The organism is Spiroplasma endosymbiont of Tricholauxania praeusta, from assembly GCF_964019535.1.
In the GTDB taxonomy this organism is placed as follows: Bacteria; Bacillota_I; Bacilli_A; order Mycoplasmatales; family VBWQ01; genus Spiroplasma_E; species Spiroplasma_E ixodetis_A.
On sequence record NZ_OZ026450.1, the window covers coordinates 1,466,409 to 1,488,863 of the forward strand.

A 22,455-nucleotide genomic window follows, 5' to 3' on the forward strand; every position below is an offset into this window, starting at 1 on the left:
AGGTGAGTAATTTATGAATAAAGAAAAATTAATTGAATATTATAATCACGAAATAAAAACACATAAAGAAAGGATGGAACAATTAAATAAAGAAATTTCTTTATTAGTAACTATTATAAGTAATTCACAATCAATGATTGAAAGAATTAATGGTGGGCAATTTGATGAATAATCAAAAATAAACAATAAATAGTTGAAAGGAAAATTTGAAATGAAAGAATTTTTACATGAATTAATAATTATTGGAACAAGTGTTGGAACATTAATTTGCAGAGAAATTATTGTTTTATTAAAAAGATTTATCACAACTCCAAAACATGTTAGAGCAAATAACAAAATTATTAAACATCAAAAAAAATTAGCAAAGTTAAATGAAAAAATTAATAAAGAAAATAAATAATAAAGTGGTGATGTAAATGTTAGAAAATGAAAATAATGTTCAACAAACAACTGAACCTTTAACTGAAAATAATGCTTCTTCACAAGAAATAGAAAATAAAGTTAATGAAGCAGAAAATAAGTTAAATAAACTTAATCAAGAAATTAAAGAAAAAGAAATGATTAATATATTTAAAAAATATCAAGTTAAAACTGAATTTTATGATTATTTAAAATTTAAAACTAATAATTTAGAAAATTCAAAAATTGAAAAAACTATTAAAAAAATGATTAAAGAACAACCAGTTGGAATGGCAACCCTTTTTAGGACTGTTTTTTGGTAGACACTTGTTTTTGATAATTAACTGGAGTTAGGTAGTTTAAGGTGCTGTGAATTCTTATGTTGTTGTATCAATTGATATAATCAAATAATTCTAATTTTAATTTGATTAATGATGTAAAATTTTTATCATTAATAAATTCAGTTTTGAAAGTTTTAAAAGTTGCTTCAGCAACAGCATTGTCATAAGGACAGCCTTTTTTGCTTAAAGATCGAGTTATGTTGAATGCTAATAAAAGTTTATCAATAGTTTTATTATTAAATTCGTTACCGCGATCGCTATGAAATATTTCAATATCTTTTAAACAGCGATTTGAGTGCATAAATGCTTGATATACTAATGATGCATCTTTTTTAGTACCTACACTATGTCCAATAATTTCGCGGTTAAATAGGTCTATTAATAAGCAAATATAGTTTCACTTACCATTAACTTGAACATAAGTTAAATCACTAACAATAACTTCATTTTTAATTTTATTATTAAAGTTTCTATTAACAAGATTGGTAATTTGACTATCATTGACTTTATTATGATGATTTTTGAATGATAATTTAGTGTATTTTGATATTAAATTATGCTTATTCATAATTTGTTTAATTTTTCTGCGTGATAAATAAATTTCTTGGTTTGCTAGTATGACTTTTAATCTTCTAGTACCATAAACTTCTTTATTTTCTTTAAAAGCACTAATAACAGCTTCATCATAAATATTATTTTGATTTTTATTTTTTTTCTTTAAATTAAAATAATATGTTGATTTAGAGAGTTTTAAAAAACGACACATTGTGCGAATTTTATATTTAGATTTATTATTTGCAATAATTTCTATTTTCTGCCTATTATTAGTGCTGCTTGCTTTAAAATATCATTTTCCATTCGTAATTGTTTTAATTCTTTATTTGCTTGAATTAATTGTTTTTCTAAATCAGAAAGATTATCTTTGGTTTTAAAACTGCCTGAATTAGTAAATTGCTTAATTCATTTATAAGTAGCCGCTCTTGTAACGTTATATTCTTTAACAAGACAAGATACTGACTTGCCACTTTGATATAAAGCTACTATTTGTTTTTTAAATTCATCTGAATATGAGTTAATATTGGCCATAATTATTTTCCTTTCTTTTAACTAATTTGTGAACTTGTCTACGTAATTAGTGTCCAATAAAGTGTAACCCATCCAAGATTACTTATTATTACAAAATACATTAACAAAATTAAGTCCCCAATTAACTCCTAAATTTAAAATTAAAGATATTGAAAAAGCAAATAACTTTTTAAAAAAATATAATACTGAATTAAAAGAGGTATTAAAAATGAACCAACATGATTGATTAAATTTAGTTCATACAATACATACAGAAAATAGATATGGAAAAACTTTAATTTTAGATTTACAAAAAATTCGTGCTAATGCTATTAAATTTAATTTTAAAAATAATGTTATTCATCAACTTGTTTTAAAAGCAAATCAAACTTTTAAATATTTTGATATTAGATTTTATTTAAAAAAAGGTTTAAATAAATTTTGAAAAGATACTCCATATTTTGAAAAATTACGAGAAAGTATATATAAATTACAAGAAAAATTTGAAAAGTTAGAAAAACAAGCATTTGAAAAAATTAATAAATTAAAAGAAAAAGCAACAAATTTATTTACTAGTGCAGAGAAAAAAGCAATTAAACATGCACAATTAATTCCATTAAGTTCACCAGTATTTATGGGTTGTAAAATTCAACCTTTATCATTAAGTAAATGTGCAATTACTATTTATCATCGTAATCCTAAGTATAAACCAATTACAGTTGTTGATAGTATTATTAAAGCAGAAACTTTTGTTACTCAAATACATCCATTTCACTGATATAGATGATATAGTGGTTGATATATGTCAATATCGAGTGAAAATTTCCCAAAATACTTATCAAAAAAACTAAATTATTTTGGGAAATTTAAACTATTTCAGTAAAATACACAAATTTTAAATAATCCTGAAAATTTTAGTTTCTATTTTTTATAATATAGAAATATTTAATATTTAAAAATTTATTAATTATAATATTGTTAAAAACTAAATATAGTTTTTAACCCATTGTTTTATTTTTAAACAAATAGGTTTTTATTTTGAAAGGATAGTTTATATGGAGACCAATTCATGAAATGATAGTATGCTATCGGTAATTATTAATAACATAACTACTTTACCATCGGTAATCTCAACTCCTGTATCAAAAATATTCAATAAAATAACAACAACTGAAATGACAAATTTCAATAATCAAACTAATAATGCTAATAATACTAGTACTGAACTTTTTGAAACAAAAAAAGATATATGAACAAATATTAAAAATTATTTAACTAATTTTTATGAGTCAGATTATTTTTGACCAACAACAGGTTTTATTGGTTATGGATTAATTACAACATCAATTATTATTGGTTATTGTATTTATAATTGTAAAATAAATAACAATAAAAAAAACTTATTAAAAGAACTTGAAAAAGAATAAATAAATTCAATCGAGTTGACAAATCAACCTTCAACTAGTGGATATAATAATCGTGCTTTTTTTGCCTAAATTTTTTCAATTAACAATGAAAGTTCTTTTTTTCTAGTATTTTATAAAATACTAGAAAAAAATAAAAAAAGAGTTACTAATGCTCTTGGATTTCAAAAAGACAAATCAAAAGTAAACAGTGAAGCTTCAACAAGCAAAAGTCAAAGTTCTAGTAGAAAATCACAAAAAAATGTAAAAGAGGAAGATATTGAATTTGTAATCTCTTTATATCTTTAAAATCAATTTTAAAGCACCAAATTTGCTCATATACAAACATTTTAAAAATTTATATGGTTTAGTATTCAAAAAATGTAAATCTTATATAACTTTAATTAGGAATTATTGATATCCATATCTTCAAGGATGATTTTTATTGGGTATATAAACTTTTTTAGTTTTTATCAAGTTGTCTTTAATAATTGGTTTTAGTGCTATTTCTTTTAGTTCATATATTTGATTATTGTAACTAAGATATAATTCATTAATAAACGATTTAAGTACAATTACATCAATTCGAGATTGTATGTATTGAACTTTGTTATTTTTATAAGGAAAATATTTTTTACCATAATATGTTATAGTTGAACCACTATCTGTTTTTCTTTTAGAAAATCTTGAAAGATAAATATTTATTTCTTCTTGTGTAGGAGCTTTAACCATAGCAGATTTATTATCATCAATAGGAAAGGCAAACTGTTTATTAAAAACGTTTATGTACATTTTGAGAAATTGATTAGCTTCATCTAATGTTTTAATTTTATTAAGTCGTAATTCACTAATTAATCGACTTTGAAGTGTTCCAAATAAACGTTCAATTCTACCTTTAGCTTGTGGAATTGAAGTTCTAATTATTTCAACACCCAAATCATTACAGCATTTTTGGAATTGAGTATAAGTGTCATTTTCTGTGTTTATTTTACCTGAATCAATTTTTTTCTTATATCCAAAAACTGTTCTATTATCAGTATAAAATGTTTTTGGTATGCCATAATTAGTTAAAATTTGATAAAAAACATTATAATAACCATCTAATGTTTCTTGATGATCAAATCATAGTCCAACAATATTTCCTGTAGCATCATCAATTGCAGCATGTAAAAATGATTTTGGTTTATCGTTACCAAATCAATGATGATTACTTGCATCCATTTGAATTAATTCACCAAAATTTGTTCTTCGATTTCTTGTTGGATGTAAGTTATTTTTTTTATTTTTATGTCTTTTTGGTGAAGTAATTTTTTCTTTGATTAATATAGTATAAAGTGTGCTATATGAAATTTTAATTTTTTCTTCATTCATTAATTTCTCATGAAAATGTTGAAAATTAAAATTATAATATTTTGTTTTATACAAGTTGATAATCTTAATTTTGATTTCAAAATTTGTTGCCTTATTAGAAATTTTATTGCGAGATTTATGAATAAAACCAACTTTACCTTCTCTATTAAAAATTTGAATTAATTGGTTAATTCTTCTAATAGTTAGATTAAGTTTATTCTTGGCTTGATGTTTAGATAATTTATTAATAATAATATCATTTATAATTTTGTACTTATATTTTTCTTTCATAGTCATGCTTCTTTCCATTTTTATCACCAAGTATATTTAACTTCACTTTTGGGAAATTTTTACTCGATAACTAATAGGAAATTATCACTAAATAATGACAAGTAAGTATTATTGTTGACTAATATTTTACAAGTGTTAAGATTAACATACAATTGCATATTAAAGTCAAAATTATTCTCGTCTAACTTTATAATTTTAAGACAAATTTGAATATTATTGACATCTTCGGTACGCTCCCATTATTCTTAAAAACTGCATTAAATTTAATAAATAATTAAATTTATATAATCATTTTTTAAAATCAATTTTTATTTTTGTAATAAAACATTATTTACTGATTACTACTAATATGGTAATACGAAGGTAATAACTTACTATTAAGTTAAGTTATTAATTTTTAAAAGAGAATATAGTTTTCTTTTAAAAATTACCTTCATATTTAAATTTTTAATGAGAAAAGGAATTTATCAAATGAAAACATTTTTAATAAACATCACTCTGACAGCAATAACTTTAACTGCTGGAAATGAAATGATAGCAAAACATTTTAATGAACAAATAAGTGTTAAATCACAATTATATGTCCTTGGCGACAGCTTATCAGATAATGGTAATTTAGCTAATATTTTTACTTATGATACTTGAAATATAGATAAAGTTAAATTTCAAGAACCTTTTTATCATAATTCATTTACTAATGGCGATGTTGCTGCTAGTATTTTAGCGAAAAAACTAGGAACAGAACTATTACCAGCTTGATATCAAAAAGGTAATAACTATGCTGTAGGTGGAGCACAAGCCGGACAAAATCATAGTTGAGAATATCAATTATTCTTAAATCATTATTCTATTGACCACCAAGCTAATCAATTATTAAAAGATCATAAAATACAAAAAAATGATGATATTTTTATTGAAATAGGTGGTAATGATCTGCTTTCTGCTATGGATGAAAATTCAACAGCAAAACAAGAGTCAATTATTAATAATGCAATAACAACTGAGTTTGAAACTATTGATACATTAATTAATGCTGGTGCTCAAAATTTAATAATTGCCAATGTGCCTAACATTAGTAATATTCCAAAATATGTTAATGAAAAACAATCTGTTAAAGAAGTAGCAAACCACTTATCAAATGAATATAATAACAAATTAAATGATAAAATTACTGAATTAATAAAAAATAATTCTGATATTAATATCAGACCGTTTGACTTAGAAACTAATTTTAGTGATTTATTATCTGAAGCACAAGAAATAGGAAAAAATATTACTAATGAATCAATAAAATGATCAATTCCCGGTTTAGCTTTAAATTTAAATCCAAGATATATTGATGGAACAACTCCAGAAACTATTAATAATAATTTTTTCTTTGATTATGTTCATCCAAATAAATGAGCACATGATCAAATTGGTCTTGAACTATTCACTGAACTTACTTCATAAAAAATGCAACAGAAACAATTAATTAACAATATTTTTATTCTTAATTTATTTTAATATATATAGTATTAAAGTAGTATAATACATATAAAGCCAAGAAAGAAGGTGTATTTAATGATTAAAAAAATTAACGATGATCTAAATGATTATATTAGTGAACATCTAAAATATCAAATGCTTAGTTTTAAATTAAGTAATGATGCAAATCAAAAAGGATATCCTGGGTTTGCGCGCTTCTTCCAAGTAGAAGCAGCTGATGCTGTTGTTCATATTCGTAAAATTTGTAACTATTTAATGGATCAAGATGCTCAAGTTGAAATTAAAGACATTAAAGTTCCAACTTTTACTACAAAAAACATTGAAGAAGCATTAAAAAAATTAAAATCTACTAAAGAAGAATTACTTGATTTTACTAATAAACTTGTTAAAAGTGCTCGTGAAAATAATGATAATTTAACTGCGAAATTTTATGACTGATTCTTAATTGATTTCTATGAAGAAATTGCTTATGAAAAAGACTTATTGGATTGAATTGCAATGTCTAATAGTAACCTTTATAAAATTGACAAACGTTTACTAAAAACTGAAGAGCCAGATACTTTAAAAGTTATTGTTCCATTTTATGAACCCGAATAAATTTCATATTTAACTCTTAATTTTCACCAAAAATGTATAAAAAATTATACATTTTTTATTTTTTTATAAAAATTTTGTTGTATTTTTTTGATTTTCTTCTGCTTGATAGTTTAAACTGTATTCTCTTTTTTCACCTTCAATATTTATTTCATCTTTACTTTTATTACTTCATTCAATAACTTTTAACTTATTTTCTCCTAAATCAGTTTTAATATTAATTATTACTCATATATACTCATTATAAATCTCTTTAAGTTTTTGAAAATGCTTTTGAAATAAAAATTTATTTTTTCACTATAATTACCTTCAAATGTAATCATTATTGAAATGTTTTCTATTATTTTTATTTGTTTTACATACTCTTCTGATATTTTTTGTAATCTTCTTTGTTTATTATATTCGGTTTCATTTATTTCATTTCAATTATTGGAACCGTGTTGATAACCAATATCAAAAGAAGAAAATAATTCTGATGGAAATGCCATTTTTCTAAAAGTCTTTAATGAAAAATATAAATTATTTTTCATTGAATAAAAATCTAATCCTATATACTGACTATTAGCATCATATAATATTTCTTTTTCTTCTTCTTTAAAATTATTTTCAATTATATAATTAACAATTTTTTGAATTTTTACCAATTCTCCTACATCATATGTTGGATTATTTTTTTGATCTAATTCTTCTCTTAATTCATTTATTACCTTACTAATAATTTTAGAATGTTTTGTGACAACAATTACATCATAAAAATCTGTATCAAAATATAATTTATAATTATCATTTTTTTTAATTTTAATATTTAATAAAATACCATAACAAGCATAAAGAAATCTAGGGAGTGAACGTTTTAATTCAACATCACCATCTAAATAAATGCCTCCATATTGGTTTAATATAACAATTCTTATAAAATCTGATGCTGATTTTAGTTTTTCTTTAATTGCTAATCTATTATTTTTAAATATTTGTTCAAATATTACTACATCATTATTTTCTAAATTTTCTATTTCTTTTAAACTAATAATTTTAATATTATTAAGTAACTTATGTTGTTGTTTTTCATTTTCAGTAATTTCTCTATTTTTTTCATTTTTAGAAATTCATAAAATAACTTCACGTTCATGTTGATGTAATAAAGCCGCATAAATTATATTATTTCTTACAGTAATTGGTATTTCTCCAATTCATACAAAATGAATTGGATATTTATTATCTATAACTGCCATTTTTTTAATAACTCTTATATTTTATTTAAATGCATTGTTTAAAAATGATAATTCATCTTCGATATTTAATCTTGGAAATAATAACTCTTTTTTATTAACAGATTTATTAAAAACTTCATTCAAGTTAATATTGACTATTGGTTTAGTAATTTTTAAGACACCCAATTGTTCATGAATTTTTAATGAACTATTAACCAAAATTGGACTTAATAAAGCACTACTAATAATTAAAATATTTGCTAATAAATTTAAAATATTATGTAATTCAATAGTTTTATTATTTTTATGTAAATCTCATGGTTTTGTTAAATCAATTAATTTATTACCACTAGTTATTAATTTAAAAACGACATTAATTGCTTCATGAATTTGATACTCATCCATTTCAATATTAAAATCATTAATAGTACTTTTAATAATTTTAATTATTTCTATTGCTTGTGGTTGTAACTTATTTAAATTAACTTTGGGAATTTTACCATCACAATATTTAATGATCATTGTAACTGTTCGCGAAAGCAAATTACCTAAATCATTAACAAGATAAGAGTTATAACAATTTAAAAATAATTCATGACTATATTTTGCATCATGACCAATAATAATTTCTTTCATTAAAAAAAACCGTAATCCATCTGCACCATAACGATTTACTAGTACTAAAGGATCAATAACATTACCTTTTGATTTTGACATTTTTCCTTCTTCATTAGTAATTCAACCGTGAGCCAAAATTCGATTTGGTTGTCTCAAGTTTAATGCCATTAATAAAATTGGTCAATAAATCATATGAAAACGACTAATTTCTTTACCAACTAAATTCACAATTTCACAATTTGAATCTAGTCAAAATTTTTTAAAATTAATGTCATCATCTTGTAAATAACCTAATCCTGTTAAATAATTACTTAATGCATCAATTCAAACATAAATAACATGTTTTGGATTTTCTAATACTGGTACCCCTCAAGTAAAACTCGTTCTAGTAACACTTAAATTTTCTAAACCTGGCGTAATAAAATTATTAATCATTTCCGTTTTACGATTAAGTGGTCATAAAAATAATGGATGTTCATCATAATATTTTAATAATTGTTTAGTATATTTTTCCAATTTTAAAAAATATGATGGTTCTGATAAAGTAGTAATATTACCTTGACATATTTTACATGTATTATTAGTTTTATTAATTTGGCTATCTGTCAAAAATTCTTCACAAGAAATACAATATGAGCCTTCATATTTTCCCAAATAAATATCATTTTGTTTTAATAATTTGCTGAATATTTTCTGAACACTTAAAATATTATTTTTATCAGTTGTTCTAATAAATTTATCATAATCAATATTTAAGTTTTTTCATAAATTCTTAAACCCAACAACAATATCATCAACAAATTTTTGTGGAGTTTGTTTATTTTCATCCGCCTTTTTAGCAATTTTTTGACCATGTTCATCACTTCCAGTTAAAAAGAATACTTCATAACCTTGCATTTTCTTATAGCGAGCTAAAACATCAGCAATAATTGTTGTATAAGCATGTCCTAAGTGTAACTTAGCACTAGGATAATAAATAGGGGTAGTAATATAAAATTTTTTTGTCATTATTTGCTCCTAAATTTAATAATTATAATTTTACATTAAAATAGTATTTTTTATTGTAATACTTATTTAAATTAATAATATTTTATTAATCTTTATTTTTTTATAAAATGGAACATTTTTGTTGATATTGATTTTTATTAAAACCATTATCAGAGTTAACAGCATCTATATCAACATTTAAGTAAAACTGATAATCACTATTTACGTGTTAAAGAACACTACTTTTTTCATTATCATAATTATTTACTGGTAAATACTGATTACCATTACTCATTAATGGTTGATTTTGTAATTTTCCTGAAATTGCAAAATCATATCAATGTCTCAAAAGATCATTTTTTTCTCATTGTCTTCTTTTTTCTTTTTCTATTTTTTCTAAAATATTATTAAGTTTTAAAATTTTTAATCCAACCTTTTTCAATTCTTCTTTTTGATTACTTATATTAACTTTTTCACATACTATTTTGTTAATTCGTTTTTTTTCAAAATTATAATAACCAAAAGTTAAAAACTTAACTAATTTATTCTTAAATTTAAAAATTTTACTTGTTTTTTGTTTTTCGAAAATTTCTAACTTTTTAATACTATTTATATTATAAGAAAGAAATATAGATTGTTTTTTAATATATGACTGCAATGTTTTTTCACATTTATATTTCTTATTACTAATATAATATAATATTATTTTTATTTTATTAATTTTCTTTTTTAATAAATTAATATCTAATTCTCCATTATCTTTTAAGTATCGATCATCTAAAACATCATAAAAATGTTCTTCATTATCATCATAGCTTGTAATAAAATTAAAATGTTGATTTATAAAAGGAAAACTATTATCGATTTTGTATTTCTTCATAATTTTCACTCCTTAAACTTATATAATCTAGTGACTAATTACAATATTTTCTTAATCTTTTATATTTATTGATTATTAGATAAAATAAAAAAAACAAAAATTAATAAATTAAATGCTAATTAAATTTAATATTAAACATTATTTATCTTTAAAAACTTTTTTAAAAATATAATCAACATTTATTAAAAAAATATTATTATTACAACATTCATTTAACTGTTCACTAGTTAAATATTGATTAATATTATTCTTTATTAATACATCTTTAAAATTAATCATTTTATTTTGTGCTTCTAAAGTGCATTTTTGAATAAAATCATAAGCAATTTCACGTGTTATTTTTGGATTATTTTTAATAATAGTCAATAAAACTACTTGTGAAAAATAAAGTTCATTAGCTTTAGCAATATTATTTGCCATGGCACTAGTATTAATTACTAAATTATCTAAAATATTTGTCATTCTATTAATAATAAAATCTAATATATGATAAATATCAGGTAACATAATGCGTTCATTAGAACTATGAGAGATATCACGTTCATACCATAATAAATTATTCTCATATACTATACTATTATAACTTCGAACTAATCTTGCTAAACCACAAATATTTTCAGAACCAATTGGATTTTTTTTATGTGGCATTGAACTTGAACCTTTTTGTGAAATAGAAAATCCCTCTAAAAGTTCATTAACTTCGCTACGTTGACTCAAACGAATTTCTAAAGCTATTTTTTCAATTGTTGTAGCAATTGAACTTAATTGTGTAATTAAAAAAATCAAACGATCACGTTGTACTACCTGCGTAGCACAACTGTCAACTTCCATTTTTCATTTTTTGGCAATAAATTCACTAACTTTTGGCGAAATATGAACAAAATTACCCATAGCACCCGTAATCTTAATAACTTCAACTTGTTTTCTTGCTAATTCCAACCTTACTAACTGTCTATTTATTTCATCGTATCATAAAGCAAATTTTAATCCTAATGAAGTTGGTTCACCAAAAATACCATGACTGCGACCAATTACTAATTGATTTTTATATTTAAACGCTAATTCTTTTAATTTCAATTGTAAAGTAATTAAAGCTTTTTCAATAATTTCATTTGAAAATTTTATTTGTAGATTTTGGACACTATCAACCATATCAGTTGAAGTTAAACCATAATGAATTCAACGACTTTCAGTTTTTAAGTTAGCACTCAACATTCTAGTAAAAGCAACTACATCATGCTTAGTTTCTAATTCTAATTTATTCATTAATTCAATATCTAATTTAGCATTTTTTTTAATTAATTGAAAATCTTTAAGAGGAATTATATTTAAATGTTGTAATGATTCACAAACATCAATTTGAAAATTCATTCATAAGTTTAAACGATTTTTCATATTTCAAATATTAGTCATTGCTTTTGTTTCGTAACGTTCAATCATTTTTACTCCTTAATAAATATAGTTTGTTTACGATCTGGACCAACAGAAAATATTCTAATTGGAACACCCACCAACTCACTAATTTTTTTTAAATAATTTTTAGCATTTTCTGGTAATTCATCATAACTAGTAATATTAGTAATATCTTCATTTCAGCCAGGCATAGTAATAAAATGTGGTTGACATTTATTAAAGTTATTAATTTGAGAAGGTATGTATCTAATTATTTCGCCATTTAAAGTATAATGCGTACAAATGCTTAATGTTTCAATACCAGTAAGCACGTCTAACAACATAATAGCTAAACTAGTAAATCCATTAATTTGTGCACTATACTTAGCAATAACTGCATCAAATCATCCAATTCTTCTTGGTCTTTTTGAAACTGTGCCATATTCATTACCAGTCATACGAATATAATCTGCTAATTTACCAAAAACTTCACTAGGAAATGCACCAGCACCAACTCTTGTACTGTATGCTTTAGTTACACCAATAATTTCGTTAATTGCTTTTAAAGAAATACCTGAACCAATAGCAATTGAACTAGCACTTGGATTAGAAGATGTTACAAAAGGATATGTACCATGATCTAAATCTAATAAAGTACCTTGTGCTCCTTCAAATAATATCTTTTTATTTCTAACTAATTGTTCATTTAAAAATTGACCAGTATCAATAATTAAATCTTTAAAGTATGGTAATAATTCTAATAAACGATTATATATTGTTTGCGCATTAAATTCTTTTTCATATCCATAAACATTTTTTAATATTTTATTTTTAATTAACAAATTATCAGTAATCAATTCTAATAGCCGATCCTTATCTAATAAATCACCCATTCGAATTCCAATCCGATTAACTTTATCAGCATAACAAGGTCCAATTCCTTTTTTAGTAGTTCCAATAGCTTTATCACCCTTAATTTTTTCTTCATATTCATCAAATGCTAAATGATAAGGTAAAATAATATGAGCACGATCAGAAATTCGTAAATTTTGACAACTAAAACCAGCAGCTTTTAAATATTCAATTTCAGAAACTAATTTTTCTGGATTAACAACACAACCATTAGCAATAACACAATATGAATCTTTATTAAAGATACCAGAAGGAATAATACTTAATTTATATTTTTGATGTTCAAAAACAATTGTATGTCCGGCATTATCACCACCACTTCAACGAACAATAACATCAGAATTTTGACTATAATAGTCAGTTATTTTACCTTTTCCTTCATCACCTCATTGACAACCAATAATAGCAGTAGTTTTAAATGGTTTTGGTTGATCAATTTTTGATATTAAAATATTTTTAGTATTAACAATTTTATTAGTAATTTTTTGATTTTCTTCTTTTATTATATGTTTTGATTTTTCAAAATCTACTTTCATCTTATTAATGATTGGCTTAACAGTGTCAGTTTTTATTGATTGCGTTTTTACTTTAGTTGCTTTTTTTACATCTTTAACTTTTGGTTTAATAGTTTTATTAAGTTGTTCAACTTTAGTTTTTGCCTTTTCTATTGTTGGTTTGATTATATTTTTTTTTGCTTTCATATTGTCTCCTTTATACTCAAAAAAAAGTATTTATAAATTTATAAATTAATTATATAATTATTTAATAATGATTATCAAAATATTGTTATTAAAATAAACTAGTAAAGGAAACTTAAAAAATGAAATGAAATTTTGATAATGACAGTTTTCAAAATGATAATAATGATGATTTTGACAAACTTTGTCCTATTTGTAAGCAAAAATTACTAGAAGCAAAACTTGAAAAAATAAATGAAATAAATCAATATCAGCAAACACAAAATGATATTTTATTAATTGAAGAAATAAAAAAAGAATTAGAAAAAATTAAAAAAGAAAAAGAAACACAACTTTATGTTTACTTATGTAGAAAACATAAAAATGAAAATATTCTTTAATATTTTTATAATATATTAATTATTTTTTATTATATTTATTCATAATATTTTCAAATTTACTATCAGTAATTCAACTACTAATGCTTTCTACAAAAAATTGTTTATGATCTTTTATATTCTTTAACTCATCATTACTAAACTTACTCAAAACTCAATCAGCCGTGTTAAAATTAGGATTTTTACCAACACCAATTCTTAATCTTTGAAAATCTTTACTACCAATTTGATTAAAAATACTTTTAATTCCATTATGACCAGCAGCACTAAATTTTTGTTTGTATTGAAATTGACCAAAATTTAAATCAACTTCATCGTGAATAATTAACACGTTTTCAATTTTAATTTTAAAATAATTCATAAAATTTGAAACACAAAAACCTGATAAGTTCATAAAAGTTAATGGTTTCAAAAAAATAACATCAGTGCCATTAACAACAGTTTTAACATATTGACCATTAAATTTAGTTTGATTAATTTTTAATTGTAATGTTTCACAAATCATATCAATAATAATAAAACCAATATTATGACGTATCAATTCATACTCTTTACCTGGGTTTCCTAATCCAATAACTAATTTCATTTACTTTAAATTTCCTCTTTATTATTTTTTACTATTTTTATTATTAATTTTTTTTATTAATTCATTTGTTTTATCATCATAAACTTTTGTTAATGATTTATTATTAATTGAAGCATCAATCATTTTTGCAATAAAATCAGCAATTGAAATAATTTTTAAGCCATTAAATTTTTTTTCCTCAGAAATTTCAATAGTATTAGTAATAACAACTTCCTTAATAATTCCATCAATAACAGCTTGTTTCAAATTTTTTGAAGCTTGACCACTAAAAATACCATGAGTAGCTAAAATATAAACTGATTTTGCACCATGTTCTTTAATAGCTTTTGCTGCATTAATAATAGTACCACCTGTATCAATCATATCATCAATAATAATAGCATTCTTTTCTTTAACATCTCCTAATACAAACTTAACTTGACTTTGATTAGGAGTTGTTCTTCTTTTATCAATAATTGCCAAAGGTACACTTAAATAATTGCCTAATCTTCGAGCACGAGTAACACCACCATGATCTGGAGATACAACAACTAAATTAGTTAAATTTTCTTCAATTAAATAAGATGCTAAATCTTGAGTTGCTCGTAAATCATCAACAGGAACATCAAAAAATCCTTGTTCTTGTGGTGAATGTAAATCAACAGTAATAACACGATCAACACCCGCAACAGTTAATAAATTTGCAACAAGTTTACAAGTAATAGGTTGTCTACCACCTTGTTTTCGATCTTGACGAGCATAACCAAAATAAGGAATTACTACATGAATTTTAGCAGCAGATGCACGAACTAAAGCATCAACAAAAATTAATAATTCCATTAAATTATCATTAGTTGGCGGCGAAGTTGATTGGATAATATATACCACTTTCCCTCGTACTGATGTTATAGATTGAATGTTAAATTCACCATCAGCAAAACGACTAATTTCTGCTTTTCCAGGTTCAATATTAAGTTTTTTACAAACTTCTTGTGTAAATTTTTGACTAGCACTTAAACCAAAAACTACAATGTTTTCTACATTATTCATTAAATCCTCCTTTACATGTTTCTAAAAAATTATAATTATAATTTCATTATACAATGTTTATTACAATTTAAGTATATTAAATTTAAAGACTATTAATTAAAAATAATTAATAAAAAGTTATATCTTTTGCAAGAAAAAATAAAATCATTATAATAGTTAACGGATAATAAATATTTAAAAATATGTTTATTAATAAACAAGGATTATTGCTGAGGTGTTTTATATACTTATTATCCACATTCTAATATCATTAATTTTAATAATTATTCTGAAAGGTATTTATTATTAATAATAGTAAATAACTGGTAAAACATTGAAAATGTTAATTCTTCAGATCTTATTGTTAATGATCAAGATAAGTCCTTAATTAAATTAACGGCTTTTTCTTTGCTATTTAAATAAATACCCAAATTGTTAACTAATGTTTTTCTCTTATTAACAAAACAACTTCTTACAAATTTTCAAAATAATTGTGGTTCATCAAGTTGAAATTTAGGATTTACTTTAAAATAAACAACACTACTTGTAACATTAGGTATCGGAGTAAAATTATTAGGACTAACATCAAAAATAATTTTAACATCACAATAAAATTGACACATAACAGAAAGATTATTATATACTTTAGTTTTAGGTTTAGCACAAAATCTTTGTGCAACTTCTTTTTGCATCATTAATGTAAATGAATCAAATAATTCAATATTTTCTAATAATTTTAAAACAATTTGTGAAGTAATATAATAAGGCAAATTTGCAATTACATGAATTTTTTGATTTATTGCAAATTCTTCATTAATGATTTTTTTTAAATCTAAATTTAAAAAATCATCATTTATAATTTTTAAATTTTTGTATTCATTTAACTCTTTTTCTAAAACAGGAATTAATTTTTTGTCAATTTCAATTGTCACAACTTTTTGCGCAGTGCTGAGTAATTTATTAGTTAAATGACCAATGCCCGCTCCAATTTCAACAATGCCATCTTCATCTTTAAAATTACTAGTTTTAACAATTTTATCAATTATATTATTATTAATTAAAAAGTTTTGTCCAAACTTTTTAACTGCATGTAAGTCGTATTTTTTCAATATTTTTTTTGGATTTTCCATTATTATTCTCCAATTCACATTTTTAGTTAATTATATACTAGTAATAATTAAATAAATAGTTAGCCAACTAATCATATATGCTAAATTTACTACTAGCAAATCTACATGTGGTAATATTAACATATATCAACTTAATAAATAAATATTAATTTGAGTGGGAAAAGGAGATGATTTTTATATGGCAACAAAAATAGAGGTTGCTAATGACGGACACAATAACCAAGACGTTAATATTGTTTCTCTAGATTTAGGAACAAGAAATTTAATTGTCAGAGTTAATGGAAGGGTTGTTTATAGTCAACCATCAGCAATTGTATTTGATACAGAAAACGGAGAAGTATTCATTGGTGAAGCCGCTTTATTAATGAAAGAAAAAACTCCAGCGAATAAAATTTTCAGAGAACCAATGGCTAATGGCGTTATTAGTGACAATAATGCTTTGATTGCTTTATTAACTGAAATTTTTACACAAATTATTGATGTGAAAGCTGAAAAAATTTGAGAAAATTCAGTAGCACTTGTAGCTATTCCATCTAAGGTTTATAAATTAGATAGAACTGTTTTACGTGAAATTCTACAAGGAAAAAAAATAGCTAAAATTCCAATTTATAGTGATAAATTTCCCAATAGATATAATGCAAGTAATGAAAGCGTAATGAAAGCTGAAAAAGTTGTTATTGTTCCTGAAGTAAAATTGGCAGCTATTGGTGCTGGGGAAGCACTTTGAGATGCTTCAGGAGTATTTATTCTTGATATTGGTGGTGGAACTTCTGACTGTGCCATTTTATCAAGTGGAGAAGTTATTGTTCAAGATTCAATTCCAATTGCTGGAAATGCTATTGAACGTAGTATTAAAGAACATTTTGAAAAAATGCACTATATATCTCTTAGCTCAATGGAGGCTGAAAAAACAAAAATTAGTGCTGGTATTTGAATAGATGGTGAAAAAGATAGTGAAAATAAAATTACTATCCATGGAAAAAGTACTAAAACTAAAAAACCTGAACAAATTACAGTTCCTAAGCAAGAAGTAGCTAGAGTAGTTACTGAAGCCTTTGAACCAATTGTTGCACTATGTAGTGACATTATTGATAAAGCTGGACCTGCCTTTTCAGAAATGATTATGAAAGACGGTTTAACTATCACTGGTGGGGGTGCTTTGCTTGAAAATATTACAACTTATCTAAACAAACGACTAAATTTAGAACATGTGGTATCTGCTAATAATCCAAGAGAATGTGTAATTAGAGGGACTCAAGCCTATGAAACTCATAAACAAGATGTATATGAAAAAGGATTCATTAGACCAAGTAATTAAAATTCCAGGTGTGTAGAAGGAGGAAAAAAAATGGGATTATTTGATAAAAAACCCAAAGAAAACTTAAATAAAAAAAGTAATATTAAGTCTATTAATGACTACCAATGATTAGCTTTAGATGTTGGAACAGAAAACTTTAAAGCAAGGTATGTTAACATTGGACTTACATATGATGCTCCAACTTATCTTGCTGAAGACTATGAAAAAAATGTTATTCTTTATGGTGAAGAAGCTAAAGCTTTAATTGATAAAACAAATGAAAATGTTGTTATTAAGCGTCCAGTTCGTGATGGTAATATTGCTGATCCAGATGCTTTACAACGTATCCTTGCTAAAATTTTTCAAGATTTTAGACTTGAAATTAAAGATTCAAAACAAGCTGATAAAAACCCTAATTTAATTGTTTTAATGGCAACACCAAGTGAAATTAATTCAGTACAAAGAGAAGCATTAGAAAATATAGTTCATCGTTTAGGAGCACTTCGTGGATTTGTTCAAGAAGAAGTTAAAATGGCAGCATTAGGTTCAGGCCAAGATATTTTTGGAACTGCAATTATGTGTGTTGATATTGGTGGGGGAAGTACTGATATTGCCGTACTTAGCAACGATTCAATCCTATATTCATATACAACACATTGTGCTGGAGACTATTTAACACAAAAAATTCAAGAATACATAGCTAAAAAGCATGCTTTAAAAATTGGTACTAAAGAAGCAGAAGATGTTAAAAAGAACATCGGTTCACTTATGAAATATCAAGATGAAAAACCATATACTATTTCAGGTGTTTCATTACCTAGATTAGACTCTCAGCCAGGAGAAACAATGTCAATTTCTAAAACTATTGAAATTACACCAGAAGAAATTCGTGAAAATGTAATGCAAGTTCAATTTAGAGAACATGTTATTCCATCAATTCGTAGAGTACTAAGAACTTCTGGGGAAAAAGCTGCTGGTAGTGTTAGTGACTTAAAGAAAAAAGGTAAGGGAATCACAATTTGTGGTGGTGGAGCTTACATTAAAAAAATTGATGAATTTATTAAAGAAGAATTGGCTAAGGAATATTTCATCGAAGTTAAAGCTGAAAAAGGTACAAAACCAATTCGTCAAAAATATGAGGGAGATATTTTTGAAGTACGTGTTGCTCAAAATCCTTTAGATAATGTTATTGATGGTTGTGTAAAATATCGTGATACAATTTACAAACAATTAATAGCTGAACAAAATCCTAACCGCGAAATTCTAACAAAAGATGAAGATTTAGGATAAAAAATAAGTTTAAATAAAATGCACTTTTAAAATTTATAGAAGTGCATTTTTTACTTATATAAATAATAAATTACTATTCAAAATGAAATGAAAAAATAATGGTAATGATTTAGTTATCAATTTCAAAAAAAGCAAACAAAAATATAAAATTTCTAGAAGGTACATTTTTTTCTTTCTATGATTATTAATTTAAATAAGGAATTGAAATTATTAATAATAATTTTTTTAAAAGGAGATTTTATGAAAAAATATCGTAAATTTTTTATAATTTTCATAGTTTTATTGGTTACTGGTTTACTTGCTTGAATTATTGTTTGAAGTTGCCAAGTTAATTATAATCGCGATTATTATCTTAGTTTATTACGTTATCGTTGATCATCAGAAATGACTAGTTTTATTAAAGAGAATGAACGAAAAATTAAAAACCCAGCTAGTCAAATGGCAAATAATGAATTTAATAGTTTTTATGATAATGCTAGTAAACCATTACCTTTTCTTGATTTTAATCAATTAGCACATGATTTAACTAATACACGACTAGGAACTCAAAACAGTAATGTTGATTGAGAAAAATTATATAAAGATGTTGGTTTAAGTCAACTTGCTACTGAAACAGCAAAAAAAGAACAATTACGTTTTTATAATATTATGGCAAGAGTATATGGTAAAAATAATATTTTACGTTTAATGCAAAGTGTTACTCAAGCACCAATATCAAATAAAAACGTCGTTGCTTATAATCAATATTCTTATCTAATTAATAGTCAACGTCAAATTTATGGTCCAGATTTTGTTAATACTAAAGAAATTAGCGCAAACTATCAAGCGGGTTGATGAGCAACTAATAACATAATTAGTGTTAGTACTCATGAATATGGTCATGCTTTCGATAATTTTTTATCATTAACGGATGATGAACGTAGTACGTTTAATAACAATTGAAATTAGCCTAAAAATAATAAAATCGAAAATTATTTACTTAATAAAAATATTTTTAAAATTAATAATGATTATTCATCTGTTTGAAGAGCAGAAAATCACGTGATGAGGGCGCCAATTTCTGATTGTAGTAAATTATTAATGAATTATTTAAATGATAAAGTTAATATTAATAGTAGTGATTATCAAAAAAGATTAGTATTCCCACAATGATTATTGTGCAAAGTAATTATGGTCGTATGTTTTGAAGCCAAGCAAAACCTTATAAAAAAGGTGAATTTTTTGCCGAAGCCTTTGCTGAATGATTATTAACGCCACAATCTGGAAGAGGGTGAAATTGAGAATTATTAAATGATTTTTTTATTAAAAAATTACCAACTTGTTTATAAATTTTTCCATAAAATATTTTAATTAATAAACTTTTTTAATTCTTCTGTTTTTAAAATTCCTAGAATTTTATTAAAAATAATATTATTTATACCAGTTAATCTTAATAATCTTGTATTTTTAATAGTTTTTAATTTATCAAATATCATAGATTTCCTATCTTTTTTAATTTTAATCATATTTTAAAAATCAAATTTTAATAAATAACTATCCACAAGAAGTCTATTATATAGAGAAACATGAAGCAATATTAATAAAGGAAAATTATATAAAATAATAACCTAAAAATAAAATAATATTTATTTTTTTTTACAAATTAATTATTATTAATAAGTTTTATTAATTTCTTTTGTCTAACAAAATAACCAATTAAAATTAAAACTCCAGGAATAACAAATGTTGTTAAACTAAATAAACCTGTTAAAAATAATCATTTTTCTTCAATAAAATAATTATTTAAACAAAGTAAAAAGGGAATCACTTGAAATAGTCCATAAATAATTATTAAAATAATAACTAGTGAAAAATAATTAAAAAATGTAAATATTCCATAAATAATACAACTAATAAGTAATATTATTGACATAATCATTCCAATTATTAAACCTATTTTAATAAAATTATTATTATTTATCATTTTTTTCACTATTCCTTTTTTTACTTTATATAAAAGTTTAATATAAAATGTTATAATATTATTATACTACTTATAGGAGAAAGTTATAGGAGAAAGATAATCTAATGCAAAAAATAAATATTTTGTTTAAAAATCAGATTCAAAAAAAATTAAAGTAAATAATTTATTAAAACATAAAAATCAAATTGTATATTTTTATAATGTAATTGTCTTTAAAACATATATATTAGTTTATTATTATAAATAAAAAACACAAACTTAAAATACTACCAATTGATAATAATATTATAAACTACTACTTTTTCATCTAAATTAATAATTTAACAAGTTAATATTATTATTTTTTTTAAAATCTTTAAAAGAATACTATAAAAATAGTAGCCGCTGCTTATAAAAAAATAAATAATATAAAAACTTTTTTCTAACTAAAATCAGATTGTAATTTAAAGTTTTACACTTCAAATTACAATCTGCTTTAATAATTTTATATTATAACTTTATTTTAAATATTTAATTAATAATCTATTGCAAATTTCAATCCATACCCTAAACTTCTAGTTAAATAGACATTAGAAAATGCCATATCGGCTGTTAATCTTGCAGGAAATAAAAATTGAATGTGTCAATCAAGATTATCAAAAAATAATGCAGTAGTTATACCTCTAACAACTTCAGCAGTTGCTAAAAAATCGTGATACGATTCTTTAAATGAAAAATTCATGCTATTATATGCTACTTCTTCATTCGTAATTTTTCCCTCATTAATTTTATTAATTTCTTTTCCCATTATTTTTAAAGAAACAGAAAATACATCATAATGTTCTGAACCTCAATCTATTTTATCTGAACCATTATTTAAAAATCATTCTAATATTCTAATAGATTTTGGTTTTTGAAAAGATTTTAAACCTGTAGAAACTACAAAATCTCAACTTTCATAAGCTGGATTTGATAATGCTGATGTTTTATAGCTATGAACAATATCTTTTTTATTTTCACTAAATTCATAAGTTATTTCTTTAACTTCTTTTGGACTATTATTTATATTTAAAAAATTATTTGCATTTGTAAATGCTAAACCAATCGTTCCTAATAATGTTACTAAAGTTTTCATATATATTTTCCTTTCATAAATTAAAATATTACATTTTTATTTTTATAAATATTCCATAATT

The 22,455-nt window shown here is 23.3% G+C and carries 25 protein-coding genes; 12 read left to right on the forward strand and 13 right to left on the reverse strand.

Features of this window, described 5'->3' with window-relative positions:
* Positions 1–13: 13 nt before the first annotated feature.
* From AACK96_RS08220 to AACK96_RS08230, 3 genes are read left to right on the forward strand one after another with little or no spacing between them, the layout of a single operon-like run.
* Positions 14–172, forward strand: a complete 159-nt coding sequence (locus AACK96_RS08220; RefSeq protein ID WP_174480221.1) for a hypothetical protein — start codon at positions 14–16, stop codon at positions 170–172.
* Positions 173–211: 39 nt separating this feature from the next.
* Complete coding sequence (locus AACK96_RS08225; RefSeq protein WP_174480113.1) at positions 212–400, forward strand: hypothetical protein; 189 nt, start codon at positions 212–214, stop codon at positions 398–400.
* A 16-nt stretch (positions 401–416) separates the two neighbouring features.
* Complete coding sequence (locus AACK96_RS08230) at positions 417–722, forward strand: hypothetical protein (protein WP_338974309.1); 306 nt, start codon at positions 417–419, stop codon at positions 720–722.
* On the opposite strand, the gene AACK96_RS08235 is transcribed toward AACK96_RS08230, so the two are convergent.
* Positions 703–1,826, reverse strand: a protein-coding gene (locus tag AACK96_RS08235; RefSeq protein ID WP_338973306.1) for an IS3 family transposase whose coding sequence is annotated in 2 segments (ribosomal slippage) — positions 703–1,583 and positions 1,583–1,826 — 1,125 coding nt in all. Because the reading frame shifts where the segments join, the coding sequence is not laid out codon by codon here. The two genes, AACK96_RS08230 and AACK96_RS08235, sit on opposite strands and share 20 nt — an antisense overlap.
* Before the next feature lie 208 nt (positions 1,827–2,034).
* Here AACK96_RS08235 and AACK96_RS08240 point away from each other — a divergent pair.
* Positions 2,035–2,688 carry a hypothetical protein gene (locus AACK96_RS08240; protein ID WP_338974311.1) on the forward strand — a complete coding sequence of 218 codons (654 nt, stop codon included), beginning with the start codon at positions 2,035–2,037 and terminating at the stop codon, positions 2,686–2,688.
* A gap of 199 nt (positions 2,689–2,887) precedes the next feature.
* Positions 2,888–3,232, forward strand: coding sequence for a hypothetical protein (locus AACK96_RS08245; protein WP_338973702.1), 345 nt, complete (start codon positions 2,888–2,890; stop codon positions 3,230–3,232).
* Between the two features lie 387 nt (positions 3,233–3,619).
* Here the strand turns inward: AACK96_RS08245 and AACK96_RS08250 are convergent, their stop codons facing one another.
* Positions 3,620–4,867, reverse strand: a complete 1,248-nt coding sequence (locus AACK96_RS08250; protein ID WP_338973983.1) for an ISNCY family transposase — start codon at positions 4,865–4,867, stop codon at positions 3,620–3,622.
* A 453-nt stretch (positions 4,868–5,320) separates the two neighbouring features.
* Here AACK96_RS08250 and AACK96_RS08255 point away from each other — a divergent pair, with 453 nt between their 5' ends.
* Both AACK96_RS08255 and AACK96_RS08260 read left to right on the forward strand, forming a co-directional pair.
* Complete coding sequence (locus AACK96_RS08255; protein ID WP_338974312.1) at positions 5,321–6,301, forward strand: SGNH/GDSL hydrolase family protein; 981 nt, start codon at positions 5,321–5,323, stop codon at positions 6,299–6,301.
* Between the two features lie 111 nt (positions 6,302–6,412).
* Complete coding sequence (locus AACK96_RS08260; RefSeq protein WP_174481292.1) at positions 6,413–6,934, forward strand: ferritin-like domain-containing protein; 522 nt, start codon at positions 6,413–6,415, stop codon at positions 6,932–6,934.
* 221 nt (positions 6,935–7,155) lie between these two features.
* On the opposite strand, the gene AACK96_RS08265 is transcribed toward AACK96_RS08260, so the two are convergent.
* The 5 genes from AACK96_RS08265 to AACK96_RS08285 form a co-directional block, all read right to left on the reverse strand.
* Entirely contained in the window at positions 7,156–8,163 is a 1,008-nt protein-coding gene (locus AACK96_RS08265) for a glycosyltransferase (protein ID WP_338974314.1), read from the reverse strand.
* 21 nt (positions 8,164–8,184) lie between these two features.
* Positions 8,185–9,768: a methionine--tRNA ligase gene (metG, locus tag AACK96_RS08270; protein ID WP_338974316.1), complete on the reverse strand. Its 1,584-nt coding sequence runs from the start codon at positions 9,766–9,768 to the stop codon at positions 8,185–8,187.
* Between the two features lie 208 nt (positions 9,769–9,976).
* The gene (locus AACK96_RS08275) at positions 9,977–10,627 is read right to left on the reverse strand and encodes a hypothetical protein (protein WP_338974318.1); all 651 of its coding nucleotides are present in this window, start codon (positions 10,625–10,627) and stop codon (positions 9,977–9,979) included.
* A 138-nt stretch (positions 10,628–10,765) separates the two neighbouring features.
* Positions 10,766–12,067 carry an adenylosuccinate lyase gene (gene purB, locus AACK96_RS08280; RefSeq protein ID WP_338961450.1) on the reverse strand — a complete coding sequence of 434 codons (1,302 nt, stop codon included), beginning with the start codon at positions 12,065–12,067 and terminating at the stop codon, positions 10,766–10,768.
* A 2-nt stretch (positions 12,068–12,069) separates the two neighbouring features.
* Positions 12,070–13,632, reverse strand: coding sequence for an adenylosuccinate synthase (locus tag AACK96_RS08285; RefSeq protein WP_338974320.1), 1,563 nt, complete (start codon positions 13,630–13,632; stop codon positions 12,070–12,072).
* A gap of 119 nt (positions 13,633–13,751) precedes the next feature.
* On the opposite strand from AACK96_RS08285, the gene AACK96_RS08290 reads away from it, so the two are divergent.
* Entirely contained in the window at positions 13,752–14,009 is a 258-nt protein-coding gene (locus AACK96_RS08290) for a hypothetical protein (RefSeq protein ID WP_252320612.1), read from the forward strand.
* A 19-nt stretch (positions 14,010–14,028) separates the two neighbouring features.
* On the opposite strand, the gene pth is transcribed toward AACK96_RS08290, so the two are convergent.
* The 3 genes from pth to rsmA form a co-directional block, all read right to left on the reverse strand.
* Positions 14,029–14,592: an aminoacyl-tRNA hydrolase gene (gene pth, locus AACK96_RS08295; protein ID WP_338974322.1), complete on the reverse strand. Its 564-nt coding sequence runs from the start codon at positions 14,590–14,592 to the stop codon at positions 14,029–14,031.
* A 21-nt stretch (positions 14,593–14,613) separates the two neighbouring features.
* Positions 14,614–15,621 (reverse strand): ribose-phosphate diphosphokinase, encoded by a 1,008-nt coding sequence (locus AACK96_RS08300; RefSeq protein ID WP_286641660.1) that lies wholly within the window; start codon positions 15,619–15,621, stop codon positions 14,614–14,616.
* Positions 15,622–15,884: 263 nt separating this feature from the next.
* The gene (rsmA, locus tag AACK96_RS08305; protein ID WP_338974324.1) at positions 15,885–16,730 is read right to left on the reverse strand and encodes a 16S rRNA (adenine(1518)-N(6)/adenine(1519)-N(6))-dimethyltransferase RsmA; all 846 of its coding nucleotides are present in this window, start codon (positions 16,728–16,730) and stop codon (positions 15,885–15,887) included.
* A gap of 178 nt (positions 16,731–16,908) precedes the next feature.
* Between rsmA and AACK96_RS08310 the strand changes: the two genes are divergently transcribed.
* The 4 genes from AACK96_RS08310 (at position 16,909) to AACK96_RS08325 (ending at position 20,645) form a co-directional block, all read left to right on the forward strand.
* A complete protein-coding gene (locus tag AACK96_RS08310) occupies positions 16,909–18,048 on the forward strand; it encodes a rod shape-determining protein (RefSeq protein WP_338974326.1) in 1,140 nt (379 codons plus the stop codon).
* Positions 18,049–18,078: 30 nt separating this feature from the next.
* On the forward strand, positions 18,079–19,317 hold the full coding sequence (locus tag AACK96_RS08315; protein ID WP_338974328.1) for a rod shape-determining protein: 1,239 nt from the start codon (positions 18,079–18,081) through the stop codon (positions 19,315–19,317).
* Positions 19,318–19,557: 240 nt separating this feature from the next.
* Positions 19,558–20,265 carry a hypothetical protein gene (locus AACK96_RS08320; protein WP_338974330.1) on the forward strand — a complete coding sequence of 236 codons (708 nt, stop codon included), beginning with the start codon at positions 19,558–19,560 and terminating at the stop codon, positions 20,263–20,265.
* Positions 20,266–20,465: 200 nt separating this feature from the next.
* Positions 20,466–20,645, forward strand: coding sequence for a hypothetical protein (locus tag AACK96_RS08325; protein WP_338974332.1), 180 nt, complete (start codon positions 20,466–20,468; stop codon positions 20,643–20,645).
* 18 nt (positions 20,646–20,663) lie between these two features.
* Here AACK96_RS08325 and AACK96_RS08330 read toward each other — a convergent pair whose 3' ends face one another.
* The 3 genes from AACK96_RS08330 to AACK96_RS08340 all read right to left on the reverse strand — a co-directional run bounded on the left by AACK96_RS08330 (position 20,664) and on the right by AACK96_RS08340 (position 22,394).
* Positions 20,664–20,792 carry a hypothetical protein gene (locus AACK96_RS08330; protein ID WP_338974334.1) on the reverse strand — a complete coding sequence of 43 codons (129 nt, stop codon included), beginning with the start codon at positions 20,790–20,792 and terminating at the stop codon, positions 20,664–20,666.
* A 167-nt stretch (positions 20,793–20,959) separates the two neighbouring features.
* Positions 20,960–21,280, reverse strand: a complete 321-nt coding sequence (locus AACK96_RS08335) for a hypothetical protein (RefSeq protein ID WP_252320948.1) — start codon at positions 21,278–21,280, stop codon at positions 20,960–20,962.
* 514 nt (positions 21,281–21,794) lie between these two features.
* Positions 21,795–22,394: a hypothetical protein gene (locus AACK96_RS08340; protein ID WP_338974336.1), complete on the reverse strand. Its 600-nt coding sequence runs from the start codon at positions 22,392–22,394 to the stop codon at positions 21,795–21,797.
* Between the last annotated feature and the right edge of the window lie 61 nt (positions 22,395–22,455).